Genomic DNA, 16869 nt, shown 5'->3' with positions numbered 1-16869 from the left:
CATGTTCTTTGACAAGAGGCCGGCGCGTGCCGGCCTCTTGCGCGTGTCCGATATCCGGGCTGCCACGTCCCTGCTGCACTGTTTCACCGCCGACCCGTGCGTCGGCGCTGGCTGGAAGCCCCATGGCTTTTTCTTCTGACGAGGCGCCGACGGCGCCGCAGATCGTGCCGGTCCGCACGGACGATGGCGCGCGTTTCGAATTGATCGTGACCCGCCCGTCGCAGCCCGCCGCTCGCCGGGCGCTGCTGTGGCTGCCGGCGATGGGTGTGCCGGCGCGGCACTACCTGCCTCTGGCGCAGGCGCTGGCCGCGCGCGGTGTGACGATGGCGATCCACGAGTGGCGCGGCATCGGCTCGAGCGACCGCCGCGCCGGCCGCCGGATGGATTGGGGCTACCGCGAACTGCTGCAGAGCGACGTCGCCGCCAGCACCGCGGCGCTGGCGGATCAGCTGCCGGGCTGCTCGTGGGCGATGGGTGGACACAGCCTCGGCGGCCAGCTGGCCTGCCTCTACGCTGCACTGCATCCGCAGCAGGTCGAGGGCCTGGTGCTGGTCGCCAGCGGCGCGCCGTACTGGCGCGCGTTTCCGCATCCGTGGTCGTTGCGCGTGGCATTTCACCTGGCGCCGCTGCTGGCCCGCCTGCGCGGACACCTGCCGGGTCGCCGCCTCGGCTTTGCCGGCAACGAGGCGCGCGGGGTGATCGCCGACTGGGCGCGCAGTGGTCGCAGCGGCCGTTACGCGGCGCAGGGCATCGCGCAGGATCTGGATGCGGCGCTGGCCACGCTGCACACGCCGGTGCTGGCGATCCGCCTGTGCGACGACTGGCTGGTGCCCGCCGCCTCCCTGGACTGGCTGCTCGGCAAGGTGCCGCACGCGACCGTGCAGCGACTGGAACTCACCACCGCGGCCCTGGAGGGTGCACGCGCCGACCACTTCGCCTGGATGAAGGCGCCCGCTGCCGTGGCCAACGCCATCGCCGACTGGGCGCGCTGAGGAAACAGCGCGTTCGCCGATCCCACCGCTGCGCGCCTTGAAGACTGTCGTGGTCGCCTGCAGCTAGCTCGTTTGTCCACGGAGGTCTGCCGATGTCCCTGTTCGATCCGCTGCCGCAGCGCTCTCTCACGCTGCGCAACCGCCTTGTGGTGTCGCCGATGTGCCAGTACTCGGCCAGCGATGGCATGCCGGACACCTGGCACCTGGTCCATCTGGGCAGCCGCGCCGTGGGTGGGGCGGCGCTGGTGATCAGCGAAGCGACCGCGGTATCGGCGCAGGGGCGCATCTCGCCCGGCGACACTGGCATCTGGAATCGCGCCCAGCAGGAGGCGTGGGCGCCGATCACCGCATTCATCAAGGCGCAGGGCGCCATCGCCGGCATCCAGCTTGCACATGCCGGCCGCAAGGCCAGTGCGCAGCGCCCGTGGGAGGGTGGCGGCGCGCTGTCCGCCGAGGCGGGTGCGTGGAGCACGGTGGCTCCCTCGCCGATCGCTTTCGACGCCGGCTGGCATGTGCCCGAGTCCCTCGACCAGGCCGGAATCGACCAAGTCGTCGCGGATTTCCGCGTCGCGGCCGAGCGTGCCTTGGCCGCCGGCTTCCAGCTCGCCGAAATACACGCAGCGCACGGCTACCTGCTGCACCAGTTCCTCTCGCCGCTCAGCAACCAGCGCACCGACGGCTATGGTGGCAGCCTCGAGAACCGCACGCGGCTGGTGCGTGAGGTGGTGAGTGCGGTGCGTGAAGTGTGGCCGGCGGAGCTGCCGGTGTGGCTGCGCATTTCCGCGACCGACTGGGTCGAGGGCGGCTGGGATGCGCAGCAGAGCGTCGCCTTGGCGCGCATGGTGAAGGAGCTTGGCGTGGACCTCATCGACGTATCGAGCGGCGGTCTGGTGCCGCACGTGAAGATCCCCGTCGGGCCGGGCTATCAGGTGCCGTTCGCCGCGCAGATCCGTCGCGAGGCGGACATCGCTACCGGCGCGGTCGGCATGATCGACGAACCTGCGCAGGCCGCCACGGTGATCGCCGAAGGCGCCGCCGACGTGGTGCTGCAGGCCCGCGAAAGCCTGCGCGACCCGTACTTTCCTCGCCGCGCGGCCAAGACGCTGGGCGCGAAGATCGCGGTACCGTTGCAGTACCAGCGATCGTGGTGACCGTTGACCGTCCTTCCCGGAGCTACGCCATGGACCATTCCCCCCTGCTGATCGACGGCCGCGTGCACGACCTCGGCGACGGCTTTCGCGTGCGCCGCCTGCTGCCGGTGCTGCAGGCGCGCCACGTCGGCCCGTTCGTGTTCTTCGACCACATGGGCCCGGCCACGATGCCCGCCGGCAAGGGCATGGATGTACGCCCGCATCCGCACATCGGCCTGGCCACGGTGACCTGGCTGTTCGATGGTGCGATCCGCCATCGCGACAGCCTGGGCAGCGCGGTGGACATCCGCCCCGGCGCGGTGAACTGGATGACCGCCGGACGCGGCATCGCTCACTCCGAGCGCACCCCGCCGGCCGAGCGCGCGGCCGGGCACAGCCTGCACGGCGTGCAGGTGTGGGTGGCTTTGCCGCAGGCCGACGAGGAGATCGCGCCGGAGTTCCATCACCACGAAGCCGGCGAGCTGCCCCGGATGGTGCGCGATGGCGCCGCGCTGACCCTGATCGCCGGCACTGCGTATGGCGAAGCCTCGCCGGTCAAGGTGTTCGCGCCGATGTTCTTCATCGAGGCGACGCTGGAGGCAGGGGCCACGCTGGAATGGCCCGACGAGCACCACGAACGCGGCGTGCACGTGATCGACGGCGAGGTGCAGTGGGACGAGCTGGCGGTGCCCGCCGGTCTGATGGCCGTGCAGGCCGGTAACGATGCCCCGCCGCTGCGCGCGCGCGAAGCGAGCCGGGTGATGCTGTTCGGCGGTGCGCCGCTCGATGGCGAGCGTCATCTGTGGTGGAACTTCGTCTCCACCCGGCGCGAGCGCATCGAGCAGGCCAAGGCCGACTGGCAGGAAGGCCGCTTCGATCGCGTGCCGGGCGACGATGAGGAGTTCATCCCGCTGCCGGTGAAGTAACGCCGTGCGTCATGCATTTACGCGCGGGCGCGCGTAGGCTGCGGCCAGATCCATCGGAGGTGCGCATGGCCGGCTTTTCCAGCTTCCGCGAGTTCTATCCGTTCTACCTGGGCGAGCACAGCAACCGCGTGTGCCGTCGCCTGCATTTTGCCGGCAGCCTGTGCGTACTGGCGGTTGTCATCGTGGCGATCGCCAGCGGTCGCCTGGCCTGGCTCTGGCTGGCGCCGGTGGCCGGCTACGGCTTCGCCTGGGTCGGCCATTTCGCCTTCGAGAAGAACCGCCCGGCCACGTTCCGCCACCCGCTGTACAGCCTGGCCGGCGACTGGGTGATGTTCTTCGACGTGCTGCGTGGCCGGGTGCGGCTGTAGATCTGCCGCCGCCTCGCAGGACAGGCGGCGCCGTTCCCCACCCGCCATTCCCGCGAACGCGGGAATCCATCTGGATCTCCGCAACATCACGTCGGACGATCGGCATTCGCCGTTGGAGAAGGCCGCTCGCGCTAGGAGTCGGCCGTCAAGACACAAAAAAGGGCAGCCCGTCCGGGGCTGCCCTTTTTTTGTGCGGCGGCGCCGGCTTACTTGCGCTGGTCGGCGCTGGCGTCGCGGGCCGCGCGGAACTCGGAGTCGCGGCTCCAGTTCGGCCACTCGTGGGAGTTCGCCAGCTTCGATCCCAACGTGTAGAGCATGCCCAGGTCATGCGCCATACCGGTGAAGCTCCAGTCGGCCTGCCACTCGTCGGACGGCTGATGGTAATGGTCCTTGGTGTAAGCCTTGTCGGCGGCCTCGCCCGCGGCTACGCCGCCGTCCACCCAGTCGTCGCCCGAGCCGAACGAGATCGCCGGCACGCCGCGCTTGGCGAAGGAGAAGTGATCGGAGCGGAAGAAGTAGCCCGCCTCCGGATGCGGATCGGGTGCGTAGCTCACGCCGTCCGCCTTGGCCACGGCGATCAGGTCATCGAGCAGGCCGAGCTTGGCGCTGCCGGAAATGGTGAAGTTGCGCGCCGGGCCGTGCGGGTCCATGGCATCCATGTTGATCACCGCCACCGTCTTGGCCTCGGGGTAGAGCGGATGGGTGGCGTAGTACTCCGAACCGAGCAGGCCTTTCTCCTCGGCGGTCACATTGAGGAACACCACCGAACGCTCCGGCTTCGGCCCGTGCGCGAAGGCCTTGCCCAGCGCGAGTAAAGCTGCGGTCCCGGTGGCGTTGTCCACCGCCCCGTTGTAGATGCGGTCGCCGCTGGCATCGGGCTCGCCCACGCCCAGGTGATCCCAGTGCGCGCTGTAGAACACCGTCTCGTCCGGACGCTGGCTGCCCTTGATCCTGCCCAGGATGTTCTGCGAGGTGATCACCGAAGCATCGACGTTGAACTTGGCCGAGAAGGTTTCCCCCTTCAGCGTCACCGGCTTGAAGTCGCGCGTCTGCGCCTGTTTCTTCAGCGCGTCGAAATCCAGTCCGGCGTGCTTGAACATCTGCACCGCCAGGTTGCGCTGAATCCAGCCCTCGACCTTGGAGTGCACCTCGGCCGGATGCTCGCGCACAATGTCGAACTGGGTGTTGGTGTTGGAGTTCTTCACCGTGGCCCAGCCGTACGAGGCCGGCGCGGTCTCGTGGATGATCAGCAGGCCGAGCGCGCCCTGGCGGGCGATCTCTTCGTACTTGTAGGTCCAGCGGCCGTAGTAGGTCATCGCCTTGCCGCCGAAGTCGCCCTGGCCAGTCTCGAAATCCGGATCGTTGATCAGCGCCACGGCGATCTTGCCGTGCAGGTCCACGCCCTTGAAGTCGTCCCAGTGCCGTTCGGGTGCCTTCACGCCGTAGCCGACGAACACCAGCGGCGCGTTGGCGATGTCCACACTCGTGGAGCCGTCCTGCGCAGCGCGCACGGCGATCTGCTCGCCCTGGGTCAGCGGCTCGCTCTTGCCGCCCACGGTCAGCGAAAAGCTGGGCGTGCCGGTGATCTCGAAGCGACCCAGCGGCACCGGCTGGGTCCAGCTGCGCTTGCCGTTCTTGAGCGCGCCGGCCGGCTGCAGTCCGGCGGCCTCCATCTGGCTGATCACGTAGGCGACGGTGCGCTTTTCGCCGACAGTGGCCGGGCCGCGGCCCTCGAAGGCATCGGAGGAGATCGTCTTGACCCGCTCGGAGAGGTAGTGCGGATCGAAGACGGGCGTCCGGGCGTCGCCGGCCGTGGCGCTGGCAGCAGCCAGGACGGTGAGGATGGAACAGGTAAGCAGTCGTTTCACGATGGGCCCCTGCGTTGGAAACCCCTCGATCCTAGCCGTATGCAGCGCACGGGCCCAAGGGCACGGAACTCACCGTGCCAGCGTATCGTCCTGCTCGCGCAGCCAGCGGCGATAGCTCACCACCCGTTCCAGCCCGAACCGGCCGGCCACATCGTCTACCAGCGCGTAGTGATACCAGTGCTCGCCGCGCAGCGTGGTGGCCGGGATCATGCGCACCGGCGGGGCGCCGGGCTCATCGCTGTAGAAGCCGTCGCGGCTGCCGAACCACGGCAACGCGGTGCCGTCGCGCAGCGCGGTGAGCACTTCCAGCGGCGCGCCCAGATCGCTGGCGATCTCGTAATGGGTGCGCAGGTCGTCGTCGGTCTGGATCAGCAAGAAGCGGCCGTCGCCGTCCGCATCGAGCAGCAGCAGGCCGGTGGGATTGACGTGCAAGTAGCACTCCACCGCAGGAAATTCCTGCAGCACGTCGCGCAACACCGGCACGAACACCGGGTCGCGCAGGAAGTGCACGTCGCCCAGCGCCATCGCCTCGGACACGAACTGCCCCGCACGCTCGAAGTAGCGCTGCTGAAGCGCCACGATGGCCTGCTGCAGCTTGTCCATCGCGCGTGGATCGTTCTTGCGGATGAAGCGGTCGATCAGGCCGGAGTTGAACGCCTCGATCGCCGTTTCGTCGTCGGCGCGGCCGGTGAGCAGCACCTTGCCAATGTACGGGTTGTCGAGCTGGCGGCAGAAATCCAGCCCGTCCATCTCGGGCATCGCTTGATCGACCACCACCACCGAGACCTCCCCAAAGCGCGCCGGGTCGTGCATGGTGCGGGCGATCGAGTCCACATCCAGCGCCATCAGCTCGCGGTTCGGCGAGGGATGCTCGCGCCAGCGGTAAAGCCAGCCGCCGCCAGGCACGGCGCGGCTGTCCAGGCGGCGCAGGTCGCTCAGCGCCTGGCGGGGGGAGCTGTAGCTGCGCAGTCGCTGCAGCGGGTCGAGCATCAGCGGCACCACGCCGAGATAGGTTTCGTGGTCGTCCACCATGACTGTAGTGGTGGGGAAGCGGAACGGCGCCAGGCCGTGGTCGAAGGTCAGCCTCATGCGCGCTCGTCCGTGCCGCGGGCGGGGAAGGAAATCAGGAATTCGGTGTACTCGCCCCAGCGCGAGCGGCAACTGATGGCGCCGTCCATGCGCTCGACCGCCTCGCGCGAGAACGCCAGGCCGATCCCTAGCCCGGCGACACCGCCGCGGTCCTCGCTGTAGGAATAGAAACGGTTGAAGATGCGCGGCAGTACATCCGGCGGAATGCCCGGTCCGGTGTCGCGTACGCGAATCAGGCCGCGGCTGGCGGTGTATTCGAGGCGGATATCGATTTCGCCCTTGCCCGCGCGGCCGGTGTGGAACAGCGCGTTGCGCAAGAGGTTGAAGATCACGTGGGTCAGCAACGGCTCGCTGCCGAGCACGATGAAGTCGTCCTCCCCATGCAGGTGAACGCGCTCCTGTTCGCCGCGCGAGGCGTAGGGATAGCGCAGCAACGCCTCGCGCAGCACAGCACGGGCGTGCAGGGGGCGGAACTGCTGTGGGTCGAGCGGGCGCGCGGCCATCAACAGCATGTCGATGACGGTGTGCGCGTGGCCGACCTCGTGCTCGATGGTGTCCATACCCCGTTCTAGCGCTTCGAGGTGCGCGGGGCGCAGCTCGGCCACCGGTAGGCCCGCCTCCTGCGCCAGCCGATGGCTCACCAGCAGGTCGGGCAGGTAGCGCCGAAACGCCTGGCCGGCGATGTGCAGCGCGCCCAGCGGCGTGCGCAGTTCGTGCGCGATGTTGTTCGACGCGCGGGTCAACGCCTGGATGCGGGTCTGGTCGGCGTGTTTCTGCGACAGGCTGGCCAGCGGGCCCAGGGCGACCGCCATGGCCAGCAGCGGCAGGTACAGCAGCACGCGGTCGCCGGGCATCGGCAGATGCGGGCCAAGCATCCAGGCCAGCCACGCCAGCGTGCTGCCCATCGCGAAAATGGCGAGGAAGCCGGCTACGTCGAACATCATCATGGTGAGGTAGATCGACGCGAGGTGCGTCAGCAGCCAGGCCGTGCTGCCGCCGTTGCGCAAGAGCATGTAGCCGGCGAAGAACGGCAGCACGAAGGTCACCGCGGCATGCCAGTAGGCCGGCAGCAGAGTGCGCAGGTGCCGCGGCCACCAGCGTTGCATGGACAGCGGCAGCAGTACCAGGCAGCCGGCGACCCTCAGCGACAGACTCTCATACGGCTGCGGAAGCGCGTACTTCCAGATCGGGTAGTACGCCAGCATGCACAGCGAGCCGATCAGGCTGATCGCCACCAGCGTGGGCTGCGATGGACGAGCGTGCTCGAACAGCGCGTCGTCCAGTTGCAGCAGGCGCAGCCGCAGGCGTGACCAGAACGGGAGCGTGGCGGATGGGGAGGTCGACACGCGAGGCCTCGTCGCGACGGTCTCAGCGGAACCGCTTGTGGCAGCTGTCGCAGGCGTCGTCCACGGGCTGCAATGCGGTGGCGAGCGCGGCGCAGCTCGTCGGGGCCGCGGTCACGGCACTGCCCACGGCGCCCTGCAGCTTGTCCGAAGCCTCCAGGAACGGCTTTTCCACACCTTTGAAAGCGGCCGGAATATCCAGCGCGGTGGACTGCAGGCGCGCGAGGTGGGTACCGATCGCGGCGGCGTCGCACTGGTTGGCCTTCACCGCATGGTGCAGCACGCTCGAGTGGTAGGCCATCACGGTCATCACCGCCTTAGGCAGCGGCGTGCGCTGATGCAGTGCGCTGAAGGTGAAAACGCTGCCGAGGATGCCGATGACCAGTCCCAGCACGATGAGCAGGGCAGAGCGCATGGGTTTGAATTCCTGTCGAAAAAGATGCCGGCCAGCATAGCCGAGCGCGGCGCGCTTTCCATCTGCCAGGCGTCGTGCGGACACACCGTCTTACAATGTGCCGCCTTGTCCGCAGGAGTTGTCCGCATGTGGTTCCCGTCAGCTTCCCCATCGACCGCCGGGGGGCGGCCATGAGCCGCGCTGGCGAAGAGGCGCTACGCGAACGGTTTGCGGGAGTCGAGCGTCTGTACGGCGTGGGCAGCCTCGCGCGGCTGGCCGAGAAGCATGTCTGTGTGATCGGCATCGGCGGGGTGGGCTCATGGGCCGCCGAAGCGCTGGCGCGCAGCGGCATCGGCCGGCTCACCCTGATCGATGCGGACGAAGTGTGCGTCTCCAATACCAATCGGCAGATGCATGCGCTCGATGGCGAGTACGGCAAGCCCAAGGTGGGCGTGATGGCTACGCGCCTGCACGCGATCAACCCGCAGTTGCGGCTGGAGGCGATCGAACGCTTCCTCACGCCGTCCACGCTGGACGAGCTGCTCGACCGCGGCTACGACGTGGTGCTGGACGCCTGCGACGCGTTCCGAGTGAAGCTCGAAGCCATCGCCTGGTGCCGCCGCCGAAAACTGCCGATGGTGACGGTGGGCTCGGCCGGCGGGCGCACCGATCCCACCCAGATCCGCGTGCGCGACCTGTCGCGCACCGAGCACGATGCGATGTTCAGCCTGATCCGCAAGAAGCTCCGGCAGGATTTCAATTTCCCACGCAGCCCGGCGCGCTACTTCGGTGTTTCGGCGGTCTACTCGTTGCAGAACGTGCAGTACCCACAGCCGGACGGCACCGTCTGCGGCACCCGTCCGCCCGGCGGGGATGCCTTGAACCTGGCCTGCGGCGGGGGCCTGGGCGCCGCCACCCACGTTACTGGCGCCTTCGCCTTCGCGGCGGTGGGCAAGGTGATGGAGAAACTGCTGGGGCCCTGACTCCCTCTCCCCCACGGCTCTGCCGTGGGGGAGAGGGTTGGGGTGAGGGGGGCTTTGCTCGGTTGGAATGCTTGCCTGAAAGAGCGCCCCCTCACCCAACCCTCTTCCCCGAGCGTTGCTCCGGGGAGAGGGCTAAAGCGGTGCCGCGGCTTGATCGCAGAATGGCCTACGCGGCGGTGGCCAGTGTGATGGAGCAGTTGCTCCTACACATGAGGGTCACCAGCCCATGTAGTGCCCGCCGTTGATGGCGAGGTTGGCGCCGGTGATCCAGCTGGCCATGTCGCCGGTGAAGAAGGCCACGGCGTGGGCGATTTCTTCCGGCTTGCCCAGGCGGCCCACCGGGATCTGCGCCACGATCTTCTCGCGCACCTCTTCCGGCACGGCCATCACCATGTCGGTGCCCACGTAGCCGGGCGAGACGGTGTTGACGGTGATGCCGAACTTCGCGTTTTCCTGCGCCAGGGAGATGGTGAAGCCGTGCATGCCAGCTTTGGCGGCGGCGTAGTTGGCCTGGCCGTATTGGCCCTTCTGGCCGTTGATCGAGCTGATCTGCACGATGCGACCCCACTTGCGCGCGCGCATGCCCTCGATCACCGGGCGGGTGACGTTGAAGCAGGCGTTCAAGTTGGTGTTGATCACGTCCGACCACTGCTGGTAGTTCATCTTGTGGAACGTGGTGTCGCGGGTGATGCCGGCGTTGTTCACCAGGATCTCCACCGCGCCACAGCGCTCCTCGACGGCCTTGATCATCGTCTCGCACGAGACCGAGTCGGATACGTCACCGGGCACCATGCACACCTCGATGCCCTCGGCCGCCATGGCCTTGCGCCACTGATCGGCCTTTGCCTCGTCGCGGTAGTTCGAGGCCACCCGGTGACCCTGGCTGGCCAGGTAGCGAATGATGGCGGTGCCGATACCGCCGGTGCCGCCGGTGACGAGCGCGGTGCGTTGGGTCATGTCCTCGATCTCCTTGGAGGGTGTGGCGTGGGCTGCGTGGCCAGGGCAAGGCGCAGTCAAAAAGGGAAGTCGGCCGCCGCGGCGGCCACCCGGCCTTTATAGCGGTTTAGACGTCCCATGCATTACTGCGTTGCCGCAAAAGTGTGGGATTGAAGCTCATCGATGTTGCAGCCAGCAGTTCGGCTGCGGTGACGGCGGGCGCTTCTTGCGGCAGGCCGAGGAACGCCAACGCCTGGCGCAGCGCGGGCAGTGGGTTGCCCGGGTCGATCGCGGTGGCCTGGCTGGATTTGGACAGCTTGCGGCCCTCGGCGTCGAGCGCCAGCGGCAGGTGCAGGTAGTGCGGCGTCGGCAGGCCCAGGCAGCGCTGCAGGTAGATCTGCCGGGGCGTGGAATCGAGCAGGTCGGCGCCGCGCACCACTTCGGTAATGCCCTGATACGCGTCGTCCACCACGCAGGCCAGCTGGTAGGAATACAGGCCGTCGACGCGGCGGATCACGAAATCGCCGACCGCCTCGCGCAGGTTCTGCCGCTGCGGGCCCTGCAATGCGTCGTCGAAGGCGATCTCGATGTCCGGCACGCGCAGCCGCCAGGCCGGTACGCGTTGCGGATCGGCTGGCGAGACGCATGCCCCGTCGCGATGCAGGCCGCCCGTCGCGGCCAGGTCGCTGCGACTGCACCCGCAGGCGAACAGGTGGCCGTCCTCCCGAAGCTGCTCGAAGGCCGCGTCATAGATGGCCCGGCGTTGCGACTGGAACAGCACCGGCTCATCGGCCACCAGCCCGAAGGCGGGCAGGGTGGTGAGGATGTCTGCCGCCGCGCCGGCGACCTCGCGCGGCGGGTCGATGTCCTCCATCCGCACCAGCCAGCGGCCGCCGGCGTGGCGGGCACACAGCCAGCTGCCCACGGCAGCCATCAGCGATCCGAAATGGAGCGATCCGGTGGGCGAGGGGGCGAAGCGGCCGCGGTAGGTCATCGCGGCATTCTAAGCGGCGCGCGGCGTGTGCCGGCAAGCCGCCCAGCCCTTGAAACCGCCCGCCTGCGCCCCGAATAGCGGGAGACGGCGCGAGCCGTGTTTCGTCCCTTTTCATGACTGCCAGAGAGCCAGCCATGCGTCGCATCGTCCTGTTCCTCGCCACCAATATCGCCGTCCTGCTGTTGCTGAGCATCGTTTGCCGCGTGCTGGGCATCGACCAGTGGGCGGCCGCCCGCGGGTACGGTGGGATGGGTGGCTTGCTGGTGTTCGCTGCCGTGTTCGGCATGGGTGGCGCCTTCATCTCGCTGCTGATGTCCAAGTGGATGGCCAAGATGTCCACCGGTGCGCGGGTGATCGAGCAGCCGGCGAACGAGGCCGAGCGCTGGCTGCTCGACACCGTGCGCCGCCATGCGCAGAACGCCGGTATCGGCATGCCCGAGGTGGCGATCTACGACGCACCTGAAATGAACGCCTTCGCCACCGGCGCCAGCAAGAACAGCGCGCTGGTGGCGGTGAGCTCCGGCCTGCTGCAGCAGATGGACCGCGAGCAGGTCAGCGCCGTGCTCGGCCACGAGATCGGCCACGTCGCCAACGGCGACATGGTCACGTTGACCCTGATCCAGGGCGTGCTCAACACGCTGGTGATCGTCGCCTCGCGCATCGTGGGCCGCGTCGTGGACAGCTGGCTTTCCGGTGGCCGCGACAGCCGCGACAGCGGCACCGGCATCGGCTATTTCGTCTCGGTGATGGTGCTGCAGGTGGTGTTCGGCCTGTTCGCCTCGATGATCGTGGCGGCCTTCTCGCGCTGGCGCGAGTTCCGCGCCGATGCCGCGGGCGCCCGCTTCGCCGGCCGCGGCGCGATGATCTCCGCGCTGGAGCGCCTCAAGGGCAACCACGGCGAGAACACCCTGCCCAAGACCATCGCCGCGTTCGGCATTTCCAGCCCGCTTGGCGCCGGCTTTGCCCGCCTGTTCATGAGCCACCCGCCGCTGGATGAGCGCATCGCGGCGCTGCAGTCGTCCGGTTGAGCCCCACCGGTGCGCTCGGCTGACCGTACCTAAAATTCAATGGGCCGCCATTCACGCGAAAGCGGGAACCCCCTTTGCTCTCTGGGCAAGGATGGATGACCAGACGTTCGTCTGCTGAAAGCCCCGCTTTCGCGGGGATGACGGCAAAGAAATTTCAGACCCTACGCAAGACCCGAAGGAACCATCACGCATGAATGCACCCGCCGAAACCCGCAAGTTCGAAGCCGAAGTCGCCCAGGTCCTGCACCTGGTCACGCACTCGCTCTACTCGCACAAGGAAATCTTCCTGCGCGAGCTGATCTCCAATGCGTCCGATGCCTGCGACAAGCTGCGTTTCGAGTCCATTGCCAATCCCGCGCTGTCCGCCGGCGACAGCGAGCTGCATATCGACGTGGGCTGGGATGAGACCGCGCGCACCATCACCGTGCGCGACAACGGCATAGGCATGAGCCGTGACGAAGTGGTGGCCAACATCGGCACCATCGCCAGCTCCGGTACCCGGCGCTTCCTGGAAGCGATGAGCGGCGAGCAGAAGGCCGACGCGCGCCTGATCGGCCAGTTCGGCGTGGGTTTCTATTCCGCCTTCGTCGTGGCCGACAAGGTCACCGTGGTCACCCGCCGTGCCGACGCGCCCGAAGCCGAAGGCGTGAAGTGGGAGAGCGATGGCAAGGGCGAGTATTCGCTGGAGGCGGTCGACGCGCCGCAGCGTGGCACCGCGGTGACCTTGCACCTGAAGGCCGACGAGGACGAGTTCCTCAAGGGTTGGCAGCTCAAGTCGCTGATCCGCAAGTACTCCGACCACGTGGCCTTCCCCATTCGCACCCCGGTGGAGAAGGACGGCAAGCCGACCGGCGAGTTCGAGAGCACCAACGCCGCCTCGGCGCTGTGGACCAAGCCCAAGAGCGAGATCTCCGACGACGATTACCAGAGCTTCTACAAGTCGCTCGGCCACGACTTCAACGACGCGCTGGCGTGGACGCACAACCGCGTGGAAGGCAGCCAGAGCTTCACCACCTTGCTGTACCTGCCCGAGCAGCCGCCGTTCGACCTGATGATGGGCGGGCGCGACGAGCGCAAGGGCCTCAGGCTCTACATCAAGCGCGTTTTCATCATGGATGCGGCCGAGGAACTGCTGCCGAACTACCTGCGTTTCGTGCGCGGCGTAGTGGATGCCGACGACCTGCCGCTCAACGTCAGCCGCGAAATCCTGCAGCAGAACCGTCAGCTCGACCGCATCAAGGGCGCCTGCGTGAAGCGCGTGCTCGACCTCATCGAGAAGCTGGCCCGCGACGAGCCGGAGAAGTTCGCCACCTTCTACAAGGCCTTCGGCAACACGCTCAAGGAAGGCATCAGCGAGGACGCCAACAACCGCGAGCGCATCGCCAAGCTGCTGCGCTTCGCCAGTACCAAGGGCGAGGGCACCGCGCAAAACGTCTCGCTGGACGACTACATCGGCCGCATGGCCGTGGGCCAGGACGCCATCTGGTACATCACCGCCGACAGCTACGCCGCCGCCGCCGGCAGCCCGCAGCTGGAAGCGTTCAAGGCCAAGGGCATCGAAGTGCTGCTGATGTCCGACCGCATCGACGAGTGGATGATCGGGTCTTTAAGCGAGTACGAGGGCAAGAAGCTCAAGAGCGTGGCCAAAGGCGACGTACCGCTGGACGAGGCCGACAAGCAGAAGCAGGAGGAGGCCACCAAGGCCGCCGAGCCGCTGCTGAAGAAGCTCAAGGAGCTGCTCGGCGATCGCGTGGGCGAGGTCAAGGTGTCCGCTCGCCTCACCGATTCCCCCTCGTGCCTCGCGCTGAGCGACTACGAAATGGCTCCGCATCTGGCCCGCTTGCTGCGTGAAGCTGGCCAGGCCATGCCCGACTCCAAGCCCACGCTGGAGATCAACCCGGCACACGCCCTGCTCAAGCGGGTCGAGGCCGAGACGGACGAGACCAAGGCGCGCGACCTGGCCACGCTGCTGCTGGAGCAGGCGGAAATCGCCGCCGGCGCGCAGCTGCCCGATCCGGCCGCGTTCGTGCAGCGCATGAACCGCGTGCTGCTCGGCTGATCGCTCGCCGCTCGCACCGCAAAACGAAGAGCCCGCCAGCTGGCGGGCTCTTCGTTTCCACGGGCCGAGGCGACGCACTGACCTTCCGTGTCCCGCCCGGTACCACCACGCTCAACCGCCTGCTCACCAAGGAGACACCGCATGAAGCTCTACTACCTTTCCGGCGCCTGCTCGCTGTCGCCGCACATCGTGGCCAACGAGGCCGGTATCGCCATCATGCTGGACAAGGTGGATCGCGCCACCAAGGTCACTGCCTCAGGCGAGGACTATATGGAGGTGAACCCCAAGGGCTATGTGCCGGCGTTGCGCCTGGATGACGGCGAAGTGCTCACCGAAGGCGCGGTGATCGTGCAGTACCTGGCCGATCTCAAGCCCGAGAGTGGGCTGGCGCCACCCCACGGCACGCTGGCGCGCTACCGCTTGCAGGAGATCCTCACCTACATCAATTCCGAGCTGCACAAGAGCTACAGCCCGCTGTTCAATCCGGCGACGCCGGACGAGACCCGGGCCGAGCGGAGCGCTTACCTGACGCGCCGCTACGCCTATATCGAAGCCATCCTTGGCAAGCAGTCGTACCTGTTGGGCGAACACTTCACCGTCGCCGATGCCTACCTGTTCACCGTGACCCAGTGGGCTGCGCGGGTTGGCCTCGACCTGGGTTCGTTCCCGGCCCTGGCCCAGTACCAGCGCCGCATTGCGGAGCGGCCGGCGGTGCAGGACGCGATGCGCGCCGAGGGGCTGCTCAAGTAGGACCGCCGCGCGGCGAACATGCTGGAGGGTGTCCAGCACGGAACGCGAACGGGAAGATCCCGCGGCTTCGCGTACGTCAGGTGCCGAGCACGTCGCGAACGGTCTTACGCGTGCGCCGGCCCACGGATAGCTCCGCGCCGTTGCGCATGGTCAGCAGCAACTGGCCGCCGGTGCCGGTGGTGATGCGAAGCACCGCGTCGATGTTCACCAGGGTGGAGCGGTGCACCCGCAGAAAGCCCGCGCCCAGTGTTCGTTCGAGATGCGAGAGGCTGTCCCGCATCAGGTAACTCCGCTCGGCGGTATGCGCCTGCACGTAGTCACCGTCGGCGGCGAACCATTCGATCTGCGCCAGCGCCAGGCGAAGCCGGCCACTGCCGAGATCCACCCAGACCTGTTCGGGCGCGACCGCTTGCCCGCGCCGGCCTGCGGCCTGCAGGGCGCGTTCGAGCGCATCGATGCGCTGGGCGTTGTCGAGCATGCGCCGTTGGGCACCCACGCGCTCGATAGCCTGCGCCAGGCGCTGCGGGTCGACGGGCTTGAGCAGGTAGTCGGTGGCGCCGACCTCGAACGCCTGCGCGGCGTAATGGGCATAGGCGGTCACGAAGATCACTGCGGGGCTGACCGGGGGCGAGATGCGCGTGACTAGATCGAGCCCGGCGAGCACCGGCATCTCGATGTCCAGCAGCACGAGGTCCGCGCCGTGCTGGGCCAGCCATTCCAACGCCTGCATTCCGTCGCCCGCCGTGCCGGCGACTTCCACCGTCGGTAGCTCCTGCAGCATGTGCTCCATGGCGCGGCGCGCGGGGGCCTCGTCGTCGACGATCAGCGCGCGCAGTCGGCTGCTCACGGTTGCGCGCCTAGGTAGATGCTCGCCACGAAGCCGCCATCGGGGCTTCCGCGGGCTACCAGTCGCCCCGCGGCGCCGTGCAGCAGGGCGAGCCGTTGCGCCACGTTGCGAAGCCCTATGCCGGACGCGGGCGCGCCGGCTTCGAGGCTGCCGCGGCCGTCGTCCTCCACGCTCAGCATCCAGCCCTCGTCGGTCGGGGCGGCGCTCAGGCGGATGGTCATGCGGTGCCGCGTGTCGGCCAGGCCGTGCTTGATGCAGTTTTCCACCAGCGGCTGCAAGATCAGGTGCGGCAGCTGCCGATCGAGCAACTGCGGGGGAATGGCCTCTTGCAGCTGCAGGCGATCGCCGAATCGCTCCAGTTCGATCGCCAGGTAGTGGTGCAGCGATTCCAGCTCGGTCGCCAGCGACACCTGCTGCGGCCGGTCGTGTTCGATTGCGCTTCGCAGGAACGCCGACAACGCGAGCAGGCTGCGTTGCGCGCGGGCGTTCTCCCGGTCGAGCACGAGTGCGTAGACGGTGTTCAGCGCGTTGAACAGGAAGTGCGGATTGATCTGCAGCAGCAGCAGCCGATGTTGCGCGTCGATGGCCGCGGCGCTGGTTTGCGCCAGTCGAAGCTCGCGGTCGCGGCGCTGGGCATCGGCGGCGAGCGCGAAGTAGAGCAGCGTCCAGGCGGTGAACACCCACAGCACCAGCATCGCCACATCCGGAATGTGCACCCAGCGCGCCGGGCCCCAGTGCGGTGCGATGACGTAGAGCAGCAGCTCGTTGGCCAGCGCGTACACGATGCTGGCCGCGATCACGCCGACGGCGGCGGCCAGGCCGACGTGCCAGGCGCCGCGGCCGCTCGCGCGCACCAGCCACCGGCCCAGCGCGAGGCAGAGCAGCGCGCCGAGCACGCACAGCGGCAGCCGACGCAGCGCCCGCTCCATCGCGAAGGGCACCGGCTCGACCAGCGCGTCGGCGGTCCAGGCGACGAAGGCCATGGTCCACAGCGCGAGCGTGGCGAGCAGCAGGGTGTGCGGTCGGTGCGGCGTCATGGAATGAGATTGCGGCACGGCCTGGGCGAGGGCAAGGCCGCTCACCGAGCCGCGGCTACCGCTCGGCGAAAAGTCTTTGACTGGCGCCGCGCCGCTTTGCGATTGCTGAGGCTCCCCTTGTGCTG

The 16869-nt window shown here is 68.0% G+C and carries 16 protein-coding genes; 8 read left to right on the top strand and 8 right to left on the bottom strand.

Features of this window, described 5'->3' with window-relative positions:
- Positions 1 to 122 precede the first annotated feature (122 nt).
- From ACTHJF_RS11910 to ACTHJF_RS11895, 4 genes are all read left to right on the top strand, one after another.
- Entirely contained in the window at positions 123 to 992 is an 870-nt protein-coding gene (locus tag ACTHJF_RS11910) for an alpha/beta hydrolase family protein (RefSeq protein WP_440267295.1), read from the top strand.
- Between the two features lie 92 nt (positions 993 to 1084).
- The gene (locus tag ACTHJF_RS11905) at positions 1085 to 2143 is read left to right on the top strand and encodes an NADH:flavin oxidoreductase/NADH oxidase (RefSeq protein ID WP_440267294.1); all 1059 of its coding nucleotides are present in this window, start codon (positions 1085 to 1087) and stop codon (positions 2141 to 2143) included.
- Positions 2144 to 2172: 29 nt separating this feature from the next.
- Positions 2173 to 3048, top strand: coding sequence for a pirin family protein (locus ACTHJF_RS11900; protein ID WP_440267293.1), 876 nt, complete (start codon positions 2173 to 2175; stop codon positions 3046 to 3048).
- A 65-nt stretch (positions 3049 to 3113) separates the two neighbouring features.
- Positions 3114 to 3416: an Mpo1-like protein gene (locus ACTHJF_RS11895; protein ID WP_440267292.1), complete on the top strand. Its 303-nt coding sequence runs from the start codon at positions 3114 to 3116 to the stop codon at positions 3414 to 3416.
- Positions 3417 to 3622: 206 nt separating this feature from the next.
- Here ACTHJF_RS11895 and ACTHJF_RS11890 read toward each other — a convergent pair whose 3' ends face one another.
- From ACTHJF_RS11890 to ACTHJF_RS11875, 4 genes are all read right to left on the bottom strand, one after another.
- Positions 3623 to 5284 (bottom strand): M28 family metallopeptidase, encoded by a 1662-nt coding sequence (locus ACTHJF_RS11890; RefSeq protein ID WP_440267291.1) that lies wholly within the window; start codon positions 5282 to 5284, stop codon positions 3623 to 3625.
- Positions 5285 to 5353: 69 nt separating this feature from the next.
- The gene (locus ACTHJF_RS11885; RefSeq protein ID WP_440267290.1) at positions 5354 to 6373 is read right to left on the bottom strand and encodes a response regulator; all 1020 of its coding nucleotides are present in this window, start codon (positions 6371 to 6373) and stop codon (positions 5354 to 5356) included.
- The gene (locus ACTHJF_RS11880; RefSeq protein WP_440267289.1) at positions 6370 to 7719 is read right to left on the bottom strand and encodes a sensor histidine kinase; all 1350 of its coding nucleotides are present in this window, start codon (positions 7717 to 7719) and stop codon (positions 6370 to 6372) included. The genes ACTHJF_RS11885 and ACTHJF_RS11880 overlap by 4 nt, the downstream gene beginning before the upstream one ends.
- 22 nt (positions 7720 to 7741) lie before the next feature.
- Positions 7742 to 8131 carry a cytochrome c gene (locus ACTHJF_RS11875; protein WP_440267288.1) on the bottom strand — a complete coding sequence of 130 codons (390 nt, stop codon included), beginning with the start codon at positions 8129 to 8131 and terminating at the stop codon, positions 7742 to 7744.
- Positions 8132 to 8301: 170 nt separating this feature from the next.
- Between ACTHJF_RS11875 and ACTHJF_RS11870 the strand changes: the two genes are divergently transcribed.
- Entirely contained in the window at positions 8302 to 9093 is a 792-nt protein-coding gene (locus tag ACTHJF_RS11870; RefSeq protein ID WP_440267287.1) for a tRNA threonylcarbamoyladenosine dehydratase, read from the top strand.
- Between the two features lie 216 nt (positions 9094 to 9309).
- Here ACTHJF_RS11870 and phbB read toward each other — a convergent pair whose 3' ends face one another.
- Entirely contained in the window at positions 9310 to 10050 is a 741-nt protein-coding gene (gene phbB, locus ACTHJF_RS11865; RefSeq protein WP_440267286.1) for an acetoacetyl-CoA reductase, read from the bottom strand.
- A 106-nt stretch (positions 10051 to 10156) separates the two neighbouring features.
- Positions 10157 to 11023, bottom strand: a complete 867-nt coding sequence (gene gluQRS, locus ACTHJF_RS11860) for a tRNA glutamyl-Q(34) synthetase GluQRS (protein WP_440267285.1) — start codon at positions 11021 to 11023, stop codon at positions 10157 to 10159.
- Between the two features lie 134 nt (positions 11024 to 11157).
- Between gluQRS and htpX the strand changes: the two genes are divergently transcribed.
- The 3 genes from htpX (at position 11158) to gstA (ending at position 14860) form a co-directional block, all read left to right on the top strand.
- On the top strand, positions 11158 to 12051 hold the full coding sequence (gene htpX / locus ACTHJF_RS11855; protein WP_440267284.1) for a protease HtpX: 894 nt from the start codon (positions 11158 to 11160) through the stop codon (positions 12049 to 12051).
- Between the two features lie 190 nt (positions 12052 to 12241).
- A complete protein-coding gene (gene htpG / locus ACTHJF_RS11850; RefSeq protein ID WP_440267283.1) occupies positions 12242 to 14110 on the top strand; it encodes a molecular chaperone HtpG in 1869 nt (622 codons plus the stop codon).
- 141 nt (positions 14111 to 14251) lie between these two features.
- Positions 14252 to 14860, top strand: coding sequence for a glutathione transferase GstA (gstA, locus tag ACTHJF_RS11845; RefSeq protein WP_440267282.1), 609 nt, complete (start codon positions 14252 to 14254; stop codon positions 14858 to 14860).
- A 76-nt stretch (positions 14861 to 14936) separates the two neighbouring features.
- On the opposite strand, the gene ACTHJF_RS11840 is transcribed toward gstA, so the two are convergent.
- Together ACTHJF_RS11840 and ACTHJF_RS11835 are read right to left on the bottom strand one after the other, a co-directional pair.
- Positions 14937 to 15707, bottom strand: a complete 771-nt coding sequence (locus ACTHJF_RS11840; RefSeq protein ID WP_440267281.1) for a LytR/AlgR family response regulator transcription factor — start codon at positions 15705 to 15707, stop codon at positions 14937 to 14939.
- The gene (locus ACTHJF_RS11835; protein WP_440267280.1) at positions 15704 to 16744 is read right to left on the bottom strand and encodes a sensor histidine kinase; all 1041 of its coding nucleotides are present in this window, start codon (positions 16742 to 16744) and stop codon (positions 15704 to 15706) included. The genes ACTHJF_RS11840 and ACTHJF_RS11835 overlap by 4 nt, the downstream gene beginning before the upstream one ends.
- Between the last annotated feature and the right edge of the window lie 125 nt (positions 16745 to 16869).

The sequence above is a fragment of the Dyella sp. genome (genome assembly GCF_051962475.1).
GTDB lineage: Bacteria > Pseudomonadota > Gammaproteobacteria > Xanthomonadales > Rhodanobacteraceae > Dyella_A.
This window is presented reverse-complemented; position numbering and strand designations above follow the sequence as displayed.

Excerpts from the sequence above, each read along its gene's own strand:
- ACTHJF_RS11910 (WP_440267295.1), top strand. The coding sequence starts at position 123 with ATGGCTTTTTCTTCTGACGAGGCGCCGACGGCGCCGCAGATCGTGCCG.
- ACTHJF_RS11905 (WP_440267294.1), top strand. The coding sequence starts at position 1,085 with ATGTCCCTGTTCGATCCGCTGCCGCAGCGCTCTCTCACGCTGCGCAAC.
- ACTHJF_RS11900 (WP_440267293.1), top strand. The coding sequence starts at position 2,173 with ATGGACCATTCCCCCCTGCTGATCGACGGCCGCGTGCACGACCTCGGC.
- ACTHJF_RS11895 (WP_440267292.1), top strand. The coding sequence starts at position 3,114 with ATGGCCGGCTTTTCCAGCTTCCGCGAGTTCTATCCGTTCTACCTGGGC.
- ACTHJF_RS11885 (WP_440267290.1), bottom strand. The coding sequence starts at position 6,373 with ATGAGGCTGACCTTCGACCACGGCCTGGCGCCGTTCCGCTTCCCCACC.
- ACTHJF_RS11875 (WP_440267288.1), bottom strand. The coding sequence starts at position 8,131 with ATGCGCTCTGCCCTGCTCATCGTGCTGGGACTGGTCATCGGCATCCTC.
- ACTHJF_RS11870 (WP_440267287.1), top strand. The coding sequence starts at position 8,302 with ATGAGCCGCGCTGGCGAAGAGGCGCTACGCGAACGGTTTGCGGGAGTC.
- phbB (WP_440267286.1), bottom strand. The coding sequence starts at position 10,050 with ATGACCCAACGCACCGCGCTCGTCACCGGCGGCACCGGCGGTATCGGC.
- gluQRS (WP_440267285.1), bottom strand. The coding sequence starts at position 11,023 with ATGACCTACCGCGGCCGCTTCGCCCCCTCGCCCACCGGATCGCTCCAT.
- htpX (WP_440267284.1), top strand. The coding sequence starts at position 11,158 with ATGCGTCGCATCGTCCTGTTCCTCGCCACCAATATCGCCGTCCTGCTG.
- htpG (WP_440267283.1), top strand. The coding sequence starts at position 12,242 with ATGAATGCACCCGCCGAAACCCGCAAGTTCGAAGCCGAAGTCGCCCAG.
- gstA (WP_440267282.1), top strand. The coding sequence starts at position 14,252 with ATGAAGCTCTACTACCTTTCCGGCGCCTGCTCGCTGTCGCCGCACATC.
- ACTHJF_RS11835 (WP_440267280.1), bottom strand. The coding sequence starts at position 16,744 with ATGACGCCGCACCGACCGCACACCCTGCTGCTCGCCACGCTCGCGCTG.